We start from the raw sequence: 12,012 nt of genomic DNA on the forward strand, positions 1-12,012 counted from the left end.
GGAGTTGTGGGCGGGCGGGGGTGTCTCTTCCTTCTCTCGCGTCCAGACTTGTAAATTGTAGGCTGTAACGCCTTTGGGCTTTTGTTAATTAATATTACAGAGTCCCAAACAACGCAAAACCAAGCGTTTTAACCCCTTGTATTTTTGTCCTTACCTGGTACTGCCACCAAAACTAAAAAAGCTCAATCCGGTTCATCTGGGGGTTCCCCCTCCGCGTTATCCCCCAGTTCATCTGGCTCTATGGGGTCCACAAATTGACGAGCAGCTATGAGCGGATTGAGGGCATTGGCCAATACAAAGCGGCGGGCCACTTCCACAATTTCTGCTGCCGGGGCCTCCCAACTAGCCCACGGGAGGCGCTGTTGACCGGGGCTGTGGCGCTGGGTCTGGGGTTTGGGCTTCAACCCTGCTAGCCGCTGACTGCCCCAATGCTTCCGGACCTCTGGTTTCGGTTGGGGTCGATATTTCTGGCAAAACCGACGATAGGCTGCTGCACAAGCCTCCAAGGTTGGGGCTAACGCCAAAAAGGCTGGATGCCAGATCGTCAGGCCATCATTGGTCAGGCGATCATAGGTGCCATAGTTACTGAAGTCATTGAAAAATCCTGACTGTATCCCGGCGGCCTTCGGGTTCGCATGGATATAGCGCAACGTATTCAACGCCCGCCGCTTATCACTCACCGGAAACCCCGTACTGTGATAGCGTTTTTCCCAAAAGTGCCCCGTCCGGTTCAACATCTGGTTAAAGCTCATCGCCGTGTACCAGTTGATCAGATGCATGATCTTGGGTAACTGATTGGTCTCTTTCGGCTCGATCAAATAATGCACATGGTTGCTCATAATGCACAGGCCATAGAGCTTAAATTTGTATTGCTGCTGGCATTGCTTAATCGCGAATAACAGGACCTCTCGACATTCTAGGCGCGTCAGCCGAAATTCACGGTTATTGCATCGCACTGTAATGTGATAACAATAACCAGGTTGCAGATCACGTCGTTTCCGAGGCATAAATATTCAGCCTAACGCAGGGTCGAATTGCGTCAGAATCTTTATCCAGGGGGCAGGTTTATTTAGATTATCTGTGGGCAGCATAGATGCTGGCGAACCTGCCCCTACCGTTCAATCACCGAAATCCTGACGTAGGGGCGGGTTGTACTTAAATCTTGCCTGGCAACCAATAACCTCTGTAAACCCGCCCATTAGGGTTAGGCCACATTCCAGGGGGCAGGTTTATTGAGATTGTCGGTAGGCGAATTACATCTAGGGGGCAGGTTTATGTAGATTATCGGTGAGCTATCCAGATTGCCGGTGAACCTGCCCCTACCGAATGCCTGTCTGTCTAGCGTTCAAATTGTCAGGCCGCAATTTCCGAGTTGAAACAATTCGCCAACACGAATCGCTCCGCCACCTGCACAATTTCCGTTCGTTACCTGGCACCACCGGTTTTTGGGTTTTGGCGTAGGGGTGGGTTGCACTTAAATCTCGCCTGCAAACCAAGAACCTCTATGAACCCGCCCATTAGGGTTAGGCAATCCACATCTAGAGGGCAGGTTTATCGAGGTTGTCTGTAGACAGCATAGATTCTGGCAAACCTGCCCCTACCGTTCAATCAGGCTGAATTTTGAATTTTGAATTTTTCTACTGATTTTCTGATTGATGATGTTCCAAAATTGGCCTGACAACCTCTAACTGCTGTTGCCATTCCGCCTCCGTCTTCGGCACCGAAAACCAGGTTGCCTCCGCATCCGGACTGCGACGGGCGAAAAACGCCTCCAGCGCCTCCAAATCCTCCCGATGCGCCAAACAATAGGCCCGCAGTTCCGCCTGAGTCATCGCGCTATAATCTGGTTTCATACAAACCTCCATCGACCATCCTGGGGAATGAGAATTTGCAACTCCTCGCTCGCAAAAATATAAATATCGCCCGATCGCTCATTAAAGCGAAATAGCTCGACATTGCGGTAGTAGCTCGACAACATTTGACACACGCGAATACAAGCTAATCCCTGCTCACTCGTTGGTAAAATTGCTGCTTCTCCAATCCAGGAAATCAACTATCCTTCATTTTATCACGTTCAAAATCGTCATTTCCCTTGCTACCGGAACTCAAATTGTCAGGCTGCAATCTCCGGGTTGAAACAATTCGCCAACGCAAACCGTTCTGCCACCTGCGTAATTTCCACCATCGAATGACCAAATGGAGTTGACTTTGCACCAGAATCCCTTTATGAACTGGGGGAAAACATACGTCAATGGGATCAGGATGTAGGGGCGGGTTGCGCTTAAATCTTGGCTGGAAACCAATAATCTCTATGAACCCGCCCATTGGGGTTAGGCGATCGACATCCAGAGGGCAGGTTTATTTAGATTATCTGTGGGCAGCATAGATGCTTGCAAACCTGCCCCTACCGTTCAATCATGATGGAAATCAATGGCGTAGGGGCGGGTTGCACTTAAATCTTGCCTGGAAACCAAGAACCTCTATGAACCCGCCCATTAGGGTTAGGCAATCCACATTTAGAGGGCAGGTTTATCTAGGTTGTCTGTAGGCAGCAGAGATTCTGGGAAACCTGCCCCTACCGGGAAATATATAATGAAATAGAAATACCGCGATCGCACAACAAGATAGTGATCGCTCGCTTACAACTAACACGATCGTGGTTCATCACAGGAGCGATCGTACTGACAACGCTCTTTCGGTGACCAGTAGCCAACCCCACAATAGACCCATGCCACAGTAGTCTAACGGTCGTGTTCAGCGGCAACAAGTAACTGTTACATCACAACCAATCTCTCTAAATAGTCTGCTGCAAAACGGTTGTTAGGTTACAACCTATATATCAAATTGCGGAAACAAACTCGCTGACTGTCAGTCCCGCAGTACGAATCAAACTTCGCAGTGTTCCCTTTGCTACTTCACGATGTTCAGGGATAGATAGTGTAGCGATTTCTCCTTCCTTAACCAGGATGATATGACTTCCGCTTTGACGCGCAACCTCCCAGCCAAATGCCTCAAACGCACGAACGACTTCACGCCCACTGAGAACAGGAAGCACGGATGCCATAACTAAGCCACAACCTCAACTTGGCGAGTTTCTATAGTCAGTGGCAAGCCGCGATCTGCCCGAACTTGTAAACAGGCGGCTATGGCATCTTTGATATTCTCTAGTGCTTCTTCTTTAGTCTGACCTTGACTGACACAACCCGGAATGCTAGGGCACTCTGCGATCCATGCACCATCTTCATCACGATCGAGCGTTACATTGAACTTCATATTTCCTCCATACACTAGACTCGTGACTATAGTATAGCCACAAGCCGTTACTAGGTTGCATCAGACTAGCTTATGATCAGGTGCGACAGAAAGCATAGCTGATCAGTTTTCCTCGATGCTGGAACGATTTTACTCTCCCCGAAGTGATAAAAGAGGGTTAAGGTGAGTGGAAAAACTCCTGAAGGTCGAGCGACCTGTTCAAAGTTGGACTTTAACGATGAGTTCCACAATCAAGGATTCATTCAGGAGTCCAGGCAGTTAATGATCCTTTTAAGCAATAATTGATAGCGATTGCTAAATATTGCTGGCGCTATTCAGCAGATTGGCCAAGAACTCCTGATGGAGTAGGGCTAGATCGCACCACCCCTCAATCACCACTGGCTCTAACCCCGACCCCTGCGCTAATACCGCCAAACACCGATCGCTGAGGTAAGGTCAGAGCAGAGAACAAACAAGCATTGGTTGGGTTTCCTTTTGTCAAAGCAACCTACGAGGCTTAGTCGATCGCGTCTCCCATCACCGCCTTAAGCACGATCGCACCTACCGCACTGTTAGTCAGCGCAAGCGAGGGAAAATCATACTTTTTCTGTTATCAACCTGGTCTAAAGCCATGAGCGATCGCACAACAAGATGACGATCTCTCGCTTACAACTGACACGATCGCGGTTCACCACAGGAGCGATCGTACCGATAATGCTCTTTCGGTGACCAGTAGCCAACCCCACAATAGGCCCATGCCACAGCAGCCTAACCGTTGCCCATCACCCGGCATCAGATCGCCGCTGCATCACAACAGATCGCCTCTGGACAGTTGGTGTACAGGGGAGTTCTTAGACCAAGCCTCACTGATTATCTTGCTCTACTGCAAGGCTTCAATCATAACGGTGCCGCCCTCAACAGCTTCAATCTGAAGCTTAAACCCATACAGCAAACCCATTCCTACTAATGGATCTGTATCAGAAGCTACTACATCAATAATTTGGTTCTGGCCATCCCAAATGACAGCCGCCTTGTATATCTCAAAAACGACTTCGCTCCCATCGCCTAATGTACCAATATCGCGGTAATACCAAGGTAATTCAAGATCTGTGATGATTGAAAGCGGTAAAGACAGAAAGCTGGTGAATCCTGTATCAATGACCGCATCAAAGGTAGTTTTGGGTGAACTGATACGACCTACTGCAACTTTGATGGTTGCTTCACAACTATTATTGACCACACCGAACATCATACGGGCTTTCTCAGGCTGCGACTGCCAAAACGGAAGACTGCTTGATGTCCAATCCGAATTACCCAGGGTTGGGCATCCGGTTCACGTTCATAAAGTCGATCGACTGCTTCTATCGGTGTATCAGCCACTTCAAATGCCCCAGTTTCAATGTCGATCGCGACAATCTTGCCGTAATTACCTGCTTCGACTTGGGGACGCACTTGGGCTTCATAAATCTCATGACCTCGTCGTGCAAATTCCTCTTTGCTATAGCGAGGTTGTCGAACTGTCATAGGCTTGACCTCGATTTCAACTCGGCTCCTCCATTTTATCCTGTACGATAGAAATGGCGATCGCTGGAGTAAGGCCAGAGAATAAACAAGCATTGCTTTGGGTTTCCTTTTGTCAAAGCAATCTACGAGGCTTGGCCGATCGCATCTCCCATCACCGCATTAAGCACGATCGCACCTACCGCACTGTTAGTCAGCGCAAGCAGGGAAAATCATACTTCTTCTGTTATCACCCCGGTCTAAAGCAATGAGCGATCGCACAACAAGATAGCGATCGCACGCTTACAACTGACACGATCGCAGTTCATCACGGGAGCGATCTTACTGCCAATACTCTTTCGATGGCCAATAACTAGCAGCATACTACTCTCGTAGTGCAGAAGTCTAATGGCCTGCGCGTTACCGAACGGCATTAAATTTTGATCATTACACATAGCATATGCCTCTGCTCCGTATGCACACGCTTGTTAGGTGGCTGTCTAGAACTCGCGCTTAACTACATCAAACGTAGAACAGCCAGGAGTTACAACATTGCCAGTAATCCTTCGTCTAGATGAGGAAACATCACCACGGAGATCAACAGTGCCATAACCTGAAGGTTGATTAATCCACGTTGTAGCCTTCAAATCTAACAAATCAGGTATATATGGGGAATTAAATATCTCTAAAGTACCTTGCATTCTAAATCGACCAGATGGAACACCTGGATTTTGAGGATGTGCAGAAAACAAAAAAACGGCATCAATATCTGTGGTGCTTTTTGCCTCAATGACTAACTCAAGCTTAGTTAATCCTTGGCGACAAGTATAACTACCTTCCCAAGTACCATTCAAAAATGCCACTCTCGAAGCAATTGATGGTGACTGAGCTAGTAAAATAGGCTGAGCTTCAGAAGCTGATATTACCCCAAGTAGAATGCAACTACCAAGGATTAAAGAAGAAAATTTGCTCATCTACTCTAATGTCAAGATTTATTAACGACAAAATTAGACTTTCGACAAAATTAGACTTTCTATGTTTAGCTCATGAAAGCAACGCTATTTGCAGTCGGGTTCAAGCTGTTTATGCACGGCGCGATAAGAAAAATACCTACTTAAGCAATCTTTAACACTGCTATCTTAACGAGCCTCAACGCTGATACCACTCCACCATACGCTGTCAAAGCCTTGCGAAGTAGACACTCCTACAAGAAACCATCTCCCATCATTATAGCGAGAAAAAGTCGCAAAGCCGGGTCCTGAATAATTTCTTTCTCCCAAAATCTCTGATTTTGTTTTGATGTTACTGAAGCTAATATCTACCTTAGCAGCATTCTCTTGGGGTAATTCTTGGATACCTATGACGGTTACTTCCCCAGCATTACCAATCCACTTATCCAAGGCTCTTTGTGCTTTAGCAGTTGTTAGCCTGCCGCTGTCCCAATTCAGTAAGCCTCCTGAGAATCCAGAATATTCTTGACTCTTGTTACACCCAGCAAGCGCGGCTAGAAGTGCAAATAGCAATACCAGTGAGCGATTCATTTTTCCTCCCCTTTCAAGAAGCGGTTGGAGTTGAGCTATAATGCTGCATGTTAGGTTCTAATTCTAAAACTACAAAGGAAAAGGAATTCTTAATCATACAGTAGCTCCTTTTTTTAGAGCGAGAATTAATTTCCTAAGGTTTTGCAAGCTTCTATAAAATCCACCTGCTTCTCATTCTCGCATGTCGTGATTTTCTTCTTTGACAAGAACTTGTAATATTTCTATACAACAATGATGCTGCACTAAGAATGAGCGAGGCTTAGGACCTGAGAATTCTTAATATCTTTAGCAAGATTGACTCTGGCAAAGGCTATGACTATAACCAGCAATGCCAGTATGCTCGTGAATCATATTGACGATCTGCCAGTCAGTGTAGAGACTAATAACTCCTGATGGAGCAAGGCCCGATCGCGCCACCCCTCAATCACCACTGCATCTAACCCCGATCCCTGCGCCAACACTGCTAAACACCGATCGCGAATCGCCTCACTCGACGCTGGTAACTGGGCCAACTCCCAACCGGGTAACGATAGCTCCTGCATCAACTGGCTAACCTTGGGGTCATAGCTAAGCGCCAGACACCGAGAGCCTGCTGCCGCCGCCATCACCAACCCGTGAAACCTCATTGAAATTGCTAAATCGACCTCTTGAAATAGGCCCACCAATTGGCGCGGATCGTCCCAGGTGATGAGCCGACTGACACCCGGCAGTTGCGCTTGAATTTGCAGCGCGATCGCCTGATCCTGGATCGGTTGAAACGGCACCAACACGATCGCCGCCGAAGTTTCCCGTTGCACCGCCATCAACGCCTGGGTCAACACCTGAAGCCGATCGGGCGTGAGCGATCGATGGGGCCGCAAACTGACCGCAATCCGAGGCCGGGGTAAATCTGCTAAATCCATTGGCACCGCCTGCAACACCCACACCGGGTCCGGGGCCAGCGTACAGGGAATCTGCCAATCCTGAAGCAACTGCGCCGATGCCGCATCCCGCACACTCACCGCCGTACAGCCTGCAAACGTTTGGTGCGTCAACCACCGCGTCAACGATCGCTCCAACGGCCCAATCCCCTGCGCCCACGCGATCGTCACCAGCCCCAGCCGTTGCGCCAGCCCCATCAGCCCCGCATAGTACAGCGGACTCAGCGCACTCGTCGCATCCTGCATCAAACTGCCGCCCCCCCAGATAAACGCATCCGCCTGCCGCAGGGCCTGCAACACCGCCCCCGTGCGTTTACGCGGACACGCCTCCACCCCATAGCGATCGCGGGTTTCCTGGGGATTCCCCGACAGCACCACCGGCGTCACCGACGGCGGCAACATCTGCAACAGCGTCGCCAGCAACGCCTCATCGCCTCCATTCCCCTGACCGTAATACCCACACAACACCGCTCGCATTGCCCTACCCCTGGTTAACTGACCGTTCTTGCCCCCCAAACCCTGGTTGGCAGTCAGATCTAGGCATCGGGCATTTGGAAAAGGACCGTACTGAGATAGCGTTCACCAAAGCTGGGCTGGATTGCCACAATCAACTTGCCCGCATTTTCAGGGCGCTTAGCAACCGTGATCGCAGCCCAGAGGTTAGCCCCAGAGGATAGCCCCGACAACAACCCTTCCTCCCGTGCCAGACGGCGACCATAGGCGATCGCGTCCTCATCTGCCACCGTGATCACCTCATCGATTAAGTCCGTGCGCAGAATATCCGGCACAAAACCGGCCCCAATGCCTTGAATCTTGTGGGGGCCTGGTGCACAACCAGACAAAACCGCACTCCCCTGTGGTTCAACGGCGATCGCCTGAAAGCTAGGCTTACGTTGCTTGATCACCTCAGCAATGCCCGTAATCGTACCGCCCGTGCCCACCCCCGCAACGAGAATATCCACCTGACCTTCCGTATCGCGCCAAATTTCTTCAGCCGTGGTGTCGCGATGAATTTGGGGATTTGCCGGATTCTTAAACTGTTGCAGCATAAAGGCATCGGGCAGCGTCGCCGCCAATTCCCCAGCCCGTCGGATCGCCCCCTTCATCCCCTCAGCACCAGGTGTCAATTCCAGCTCGGCTCCATAGGCTTTCAACATCGCCCGCCGCTCCAAGCTCATCGTTTCTGGCATGGTGAGGATCAGGCGATAGCCCTTGACCGCCGCCACCATCGCCAGGGCAATCCCCGTATTACCGGACGTGGGTTCAATCAACACCGTCCGACCGGGTTGAATCTCACCTGCCGCTTCGGCTGCCTGGATCATATTGAGGCCAATGCGGTCCTTCACCGAGGCCGCTGGGTTCATCCCCTCCAGCTTCATCACAATCTGCCCGACACAGCCCTCCGCCTGGGGAATCCGCTGTAAGCGCACTAGGGGCGTTTGGCCAATCAGTTCGGTAATATCCTGCGCAATGTTCATGGCTTCGCTCGGCTGTAAAGAACAAGATAAAGACGTTTCATTCTAAACTACCCAACCCAGAGGCTACCCTTTAAAAGCGCTCACTGCGCTTGTCGATCATATCCGCCAGCAGGGCAAACATCCCGATCTGGGTGGCGGTGACAAACATAATGAGGGTCCGTTCCGTCAGGTCGCGCCGATCGAAAATATCCTGGTAGAGCGTGATCAAGGAGCCGAGATAAAAAATGCCTGCGATCGGGAGAAAGACACGCAGGGGGGCAAAGTAAATCCCTGTGCGCAGGATTAACTGGATAAATCGCAGGGTATCGCGAATCGGCTTGATTTTGCTTTTCCCCAGGCGCGGGTAGTAGTCGATGGGCACATAGCGCACGATGTAGCGGTTTGTCAGCAGGGCGATCGTAATCGTGGTCGTAAAGCTAAAGGTATCGGGCAGGATGCTCAAAAAGCGCTCCACCACACTTTTGCGAAACACCCGCAAGCCACTGTTGAGATCGGGAATCCGAGTTTTCGTCAACCACTGGGCAAACCGCACCAGAAACCACTTGGGAATTTTACGAATTGTCGGGTATTGAATATTGGCCCCAATCCGAGCACCAACGACCATATCGGCTTGGCTCGCCTGGGCCACCAGATCGGGAATACGATCGTTGGGATACGTCCCATCGGCATCGGTAATCACAATCAGAGGATGCTGGGCCACCCGAATCCCCGTTTTCAGCGCCGCCCCGTAACCCAGGTTGGTACTATGCTCCACGAGGCGAATATCCGTGCGATCGCGCAGAATCAACCCAGAGCGATCAGTGGAGCCGTCATTAACCACCACAATTTCGTAGGGGCAGGGGACCCCCTTGAGTTGTGCCTGGAGGCGATCGAGGGTGCTGGTAATCCCTTCTTCTTCGTTAAAGACAGGGATCACCACCGAAAAAGCCGATAGGCTATCCCCAGGGGGATCGCTATAGCACGCCCGTTGAGATAAATCTGGTTTGATCGCCTCCAGCATGGTCCCTATCGCAACGCAAGTCTCCTGCAACAACTGGCCACAACCGGGAAGCCACGAACCCCCAGAGGATCTGCCCCGGCCAACCATCCCTCATCGAAAAATTGAGTCTGAAACCTCATCCTTCCGCACGACTTTGGGTTAAATCATCAAGGGTCACTGACCCACCTAGACGATGGCGACCTCAAGCCTAACACCAAAGTCTGCATTAACAAGCAACGACGAAGAAAAATCGGCAGACTGGGATAAGGAGACGCTGCGCGAACAGACGGCTCTGGCCAAGACCACTTATCTGCGGCTTATCCTTGGCTTAGACGCTGTACTAGTGCAACACATAAATTAATTATGCAACGTTTGTAGTTCAGGCTTTAGCCTGCAACGCCTCAAGTTGCTACTACCAACATTGCAAAACTTTATGTTTACTGCACTCGGTTAGTTTATGGGCCAGCAAAAATGGCAGCCTCAATATCCTCTCGGCTCAGGGAATACTTGAACGATCGCTGAATATCTTGCCGATCCTCACCGACACCCCGGTAACGCACCGTGATTTGTTCAACATCTAGCCAGAGGCTCGCTTCCCACTCACGTCCCTTAATCTGCCAACAGTGGGGTTCTTGGCGATCCTGCTCACAGCCTTGGGCAATCAACCAGCGTTCAATGGCTGGCAAAGGGTGGTTGTAGAGCGGTGTGTTAGGAGAGGGCAGGGACATAACGAATCGTCGAGAGAGAGGGACAGGAACCGGCAAACGGGTCGCAACTGAAAAATCACTCAGCCTGACTAGACTAACAACCTCCCCAGCATAGCAGGCACGATCGGCGCCAGCGGCGCGGTTTCACGGGTCAGGGCCACAACGATCGCCAGCACCAGGCATCCTCCAAACGTCAACAGCAGCACGAACAGGACAAATAATTCCCCTGCCGAAAGGGGCCGTTCACGAACCATCTCTGTGGAAGAATGGCCAGGGTCGAGATACACCGCAGTAGTAACGGGCGGCGCGGGAGGAGATGACCTGCGCCATTCGCCAGGGGCATTGGGACGCACCCCAGCCAGCCGGGCATAGCCAATCTTCACGTCATACTGGTGACGCCGTTCGGGTTGGCTCAGGGTGGCATAGGCTTCATTCAGTTGCTTAAACTTTTCCGTCGCGATCGCCGCTGGCAGATCGGTGGTATCCGGATGGTACTGGCGGCTTAGGCGACGATAGGCTTGGCGGATTTGTTGCACCGATGCCGATGGCTGCACCCCCAAGCGATCGTAGTAGCTGCCCCGTAGGGAAGCAAGGCGAACGGGAGGTGGCGTGAAGGGGGTGGCGTGTGGCTGCGTCACGGCAAATCAACCTGAGGGGATAAGTCGCATTGCTGATCAGGGGTACTGAATGGGACCAGGCATCTTGCGGCCTATTCCCTGGATACCGCCGGCGGGATACCTAGGGGGCTAAGGCTGCCTATTGCTGACTATTTTATCGATCTTAAGGCGTCAAGTGCAGATAGTCTTGTCTGATCCACCGGCAGAACCAGCGGTGGGGACGACATTTTTTGAGATCTGCGAGTAAGATCTGTCAGATGGCCCGTCACCGATCGCCGTATCCCAGATGAACTAACCAGTCATCGCAGGGATCGCCAATCGGACGGGAAAAGGCAGGCAAGTCGTATGAACATACTTGAAATCTTCCACAAGGGGGGCATTACCATGCTGCCCCTGTTGCTCCTCTCGATTTTGGCGTTGAGCGCGATCGTAGAGCGACTGTGGTTTTGGAGCAGTGTGCTAACTGGCGAACGACAGGTGGTAAGCCGCGTGTTAGAGGCTGCCCGCTATGACTGGGCAGCAGCTACCCGCATTGCCCAAGAGGCTAGAAGTCAGCCGATTGGCCGTTTTCTCTATGCTCCTCTGCGTCTGCCGGAGGAACCCGATCCGGAGTTATTTCGGCTCGCCTTGGAAGCTGCCGCCGATGACGAACTGGCGGGAATGCGCCGGGGCGATAAAATTCTGGAGGCAGTGATTGCCCTGGCCCCCCTCTTGGGCCTCTTGGGAACCGTCGTCGGCTTAATCCGCTCCCTGGGTAAAATTCGTCTGGGTGACTTGGGGACTGCTTCCACCGCTGGGGTCACCTTGGGCATTGGCGAAGCCCTGATCAGTACGGCAACTGGCCTGATGGTGGCGATCGTCAGCCTTGCCTTCTACCGCTTATTCCAGGGATTTTTATTTACCCAGATGAAGATCTTCCGGCAAGCGGGTAACGAACTGGAATTGCTCTACCGCCAGTATTGGCCCACCCGCAAACGCTCAGCCCTACCCCCCGTCCGTGCCAACGCCGATCCTGCCC

The 12,012-nt window shown here is 51.4% G+C and carries 15 protein-coding genes; 1 reads left to right on the forward strand and 14 read right to left on the reverse strand.

Annotation, left to right across the window (positions count from 1 at the left end; genetic code table 11):
* Positions 1 to 182 precede the first annotated feature (182 nt).
* From ACWIUF_RS11960 to ACWIUF_RS12025, 14 genes are all read right to left on the reverse strand, one after another.
* The gene (locus ACWIUF_RS11960) at positions 183 to 1,007 is read right to left on the reverse strand and encodes an REP-associated tyrosine transposase (protein ID WP_448572611.1); all 825 of its coding nucleotides are present in this window, start codon (positions 1,005 to 1,007) and stop codon (positions 183 to 185) included.
* A gap of 630 nt (positions 1,008 to 1,637) precedes the next feature.
* A complete protein-coding gene (locus ACWIUF_RS11965; RefSeq protein ID WP_448572612.1) occupies positions 1,638 to 1,853 on the reverse strand; it encodes a DUF6887 family protein in 216 nt (71 codons plus the stop codon).
* The gene (locus ACWIUF_RS11970; RefSeq protein ID WP_448572614.1) at positions 1,850 to 2,053 is read right to left on the reverse strand and encodes a DUF6888 family protein; all 204 of its coding nucleotides are present in this window, start codon (positions 2,051 to 2,053) and stop codon (positions 1,850 to 1,852) included. Before ACWIUF_RS11970 ends, ACWIUF_RS11965 begins: the two co-directional genes overlap by 4 nt.
* Before the next feature lie 786 nt (positions 2,054 to 2,839).
* Positions 2,840 to 3,064 carry a type II toxin-antitoxin system HicA family toxin gene (locus ACWIUF_RS11975; RefSeq protein WP_448572615.1) on the reverse strand — a complete coding sequence of 75 codons (225 nt, stop codon included), beginning with the start codon at positions 3,062 to 3,064 and terminating at the stop codon, positions 2,840 to 2,842.
* A 2-nt stretch (positions 3,065 to 3,066) separates the two neighbouring features.
* Complete coding sequence (locus ACWIUF_RS11980) at positions 3,067 to 3,273, reverse strand: type II toxin-antitoxin system HicB family antitoxin (protein ID WP_448572616.1); 207 nt, start codon at positions 3,271 to 3,273, stop codon at positions 3,067 to 3,069.
* Between the two features lie 859 nt (positions 3,274 to 4,132).
* The gene (locus ACWIUF_RS11985) at positions 4,133 to 4,504 is read right to left on the reverse strand and encodes a clan AA aspartic protease (RefSeq protein ID WP_448572617.1); all 372 of its coding nucleotides are present in this window, start codon (positions 4,502 to 4,504) and stop codon (positions 4,133 to 4,135) included.
* On the reverse strand, positions 4,501 to 4,776 hold the full coding sequence (locus tag ACWIUF_RS11990; RefSeq protein WP_448572619.1) for a hypothetical protein: 276 nt from the start codon (positions 4,774 to 4,776) through the stop codon (positions 4,501 to 4,503). Before ACWIUF_RS11990 ends, ACWIUF_RS11985 begins: the two co-directional genes overlap by 4 nt.
* A 476-nt stretch (positions 4,777 to 5,252) precedes the next feature.
* Positions 5,253 to 5,726, reverse strand: a complete 474-nt coding sequence (locus ACWIUF_RS11995; protein ID WP_448572620.1) for a hypothetical protein — start codon at positions 5,724 to 5,726, stop codon at positions 5,253 to 5,255.
* Positions 5,727 to 5,891: 165 nt separating this feature from the next.
* A complete protein-coding gene (locus ACWIUF_RS12000; RefSeq protein WP_448572621.1) occupies positions 5,892 to 6,293 on the reverse strand; it encodes a hypothetical protein in 402 nt (133 codons plus the stop codon).
* A 347-nt stretch (positions 6,294 to 6,640) separates the two neighbouring features.
* Entirely contained in the window at positions 6,641 to 7,690 is a 1,050-nt protein-coding gene (csaB, locus tag ACWIUF_RS12005; protein ID WP_448572622.1) for a polysaccharide pyruvyl transferase CsaB, read from the reverse strand.
* A 59-nt stretch (positions 7,691 to 7,749) separates the two neighbouring features.
* Entirely contained in the window at positions 7,750 to 8,691 is a 942-nt protein-coding gene (cysK, locus tag ACWIUF_RS12010; RefSeq protein WP_448572623.1) for a cysteine synthase A, read from the reverse strand.
* 70 nt (positions 8,692 to 8,761) lie between these two features.
* Positions 8,762 to 9,691 (reverse strand): glycosyltransferase family 2 protein, encoded by a 930-nt coding sequence (locus tag ACWIUF_RS12015; RefSeq protein ID WP_448572624.1) that lies wholly within the window; start codon positions 9,689 to 9,691, stop codon positions 8,762 to 8,764.
* A 434-nt stretch (positions 9,692 to 10,125) separates the two neighbouring features.
* Positions 10,126 to 10,398 (reverse strand): DUF3143 domain-containing protein, encoded by a 273-nt coding sequence (locus tag ACWIUF_RS12020; protein WP_448572625.1) that lies wholly within the window; start codon positions 10,396 to 10,398, stop codon positions 10,126 to 10,128.
* Between the two features lie 68 nt (positions 10,399 to 10,466).
* Positions 10,467 to 11,015 carry a J domain-containing protein gene (locus tag ACWIUF_RS12025; RefSeq protein ID WP_448572626.1) on the reverse strand — a complete coding sequence of 183 codons (549 nt, stop codon included), beginning with the start codon at positions 11,013 to 11,015 and terminating at the stop codon, positions 10,467 to 10,469.
* A gap of 324 nt (positions 11,016 to 11,339) precedes the next feature.
* Between ACWIUF_RS12025 and ACWIUF_RS12030 the strand changes: the two genes are divergently transcribed.
* Positions 11,340 to 12,012 (forward strand): MotA/TolQ/ExbB proton channel family protein (locus tag ACWIUF_RS12030; protein ID WP_448572628.1); only part of this gene is annotated, 673 nt, incomplete at its 3' end.

Source organism: Trichothermofontia sp., assembly GCF_053493415.1.

Coding starts and splice junctions, on each gene's coding strand:
- ACWIUF_RS11960 (WP_448572611.1), bottom strand. CDS start 1,007: ATGCCTCGGAAACGACGTGATCTGCAACCTGGTTATTGTTATCACATT.
- ACWIUF_RS11965 (WP_448572612.1), bottom strand. CDS start 1,853: ATGAAACCAGATTATAGCGCGATGACTCAGGCGGAACTGCGGGCCTAT.
- ACWIUF_RS11975 (WP_448572615.1), bottom strand. CDS start 3,064: ATGGCATCCGTGCTTCCTGTTCTCAGTGGGCGTGAAGTCGTTCGTGCG.
- ACWIUF_RS11980 (WP_448572616.1), bottom strand. CDS start 3,273: ATGAAGTTCAATGTAACGCTCGATCGTGATGAAGATGGTGCATGGATC.
- ACWIUF_RS11985 (WP_448572617.1), bottom strand. CDS start 4,504: ATGATGTTCGGTGTGGTCAATAATAGTTGTGAAGCAACCATCAAAGTT.
- ACWIUF_RS11990 (WP_448572619.1), bottom strand. CDS start 4,776: ATGACAGTTCGACAACCTCGCTATAGCAAAGAGGAATTTGCACGACGA.
- ACWIUF_RS11995 (WP_448572620.1), bottom strand. CDS start 5,726: ATGAGCAAATTTTCTTCTTTAATCCTTGGTAGTTGCATTCTACTTGGG.
- ACWIUF_RS12000 (WP_448572621.1), bottom strand. CDS start 6,293: ATGAATCGCTCACTGGTATTGCTATTTGCACTTCTAGCCGCGCTTGCT.
- csaB (WP_448572622.1), bottom strand. CDS start 7,690: ATGCGAGCGGTGTTGTGTGGGTATTACGGTCAGGGGAATGGAGGCGAT.
- cysK (WP_448572623.1), bottom strand. CDS start 8,691: ATGAACATTGCGCAGGATATTACCGAACTGATTGGCCAAACGCCCCTA.
- ACWIUF_RS12015 (WP_448572624.1), bottom strand. CDS start 9,691: ATGCTGGAGGCGATCAAACCAGATTTATCTCAACGGGCGTGCTATAGC.
- ACWIUF_RS12020 (WP_448572625.1), bottom strand. CDS start 10,398: ATGTCCCTGCCCTCTCCTAACACACCGCTCTACAACCACCCTTTGCCA.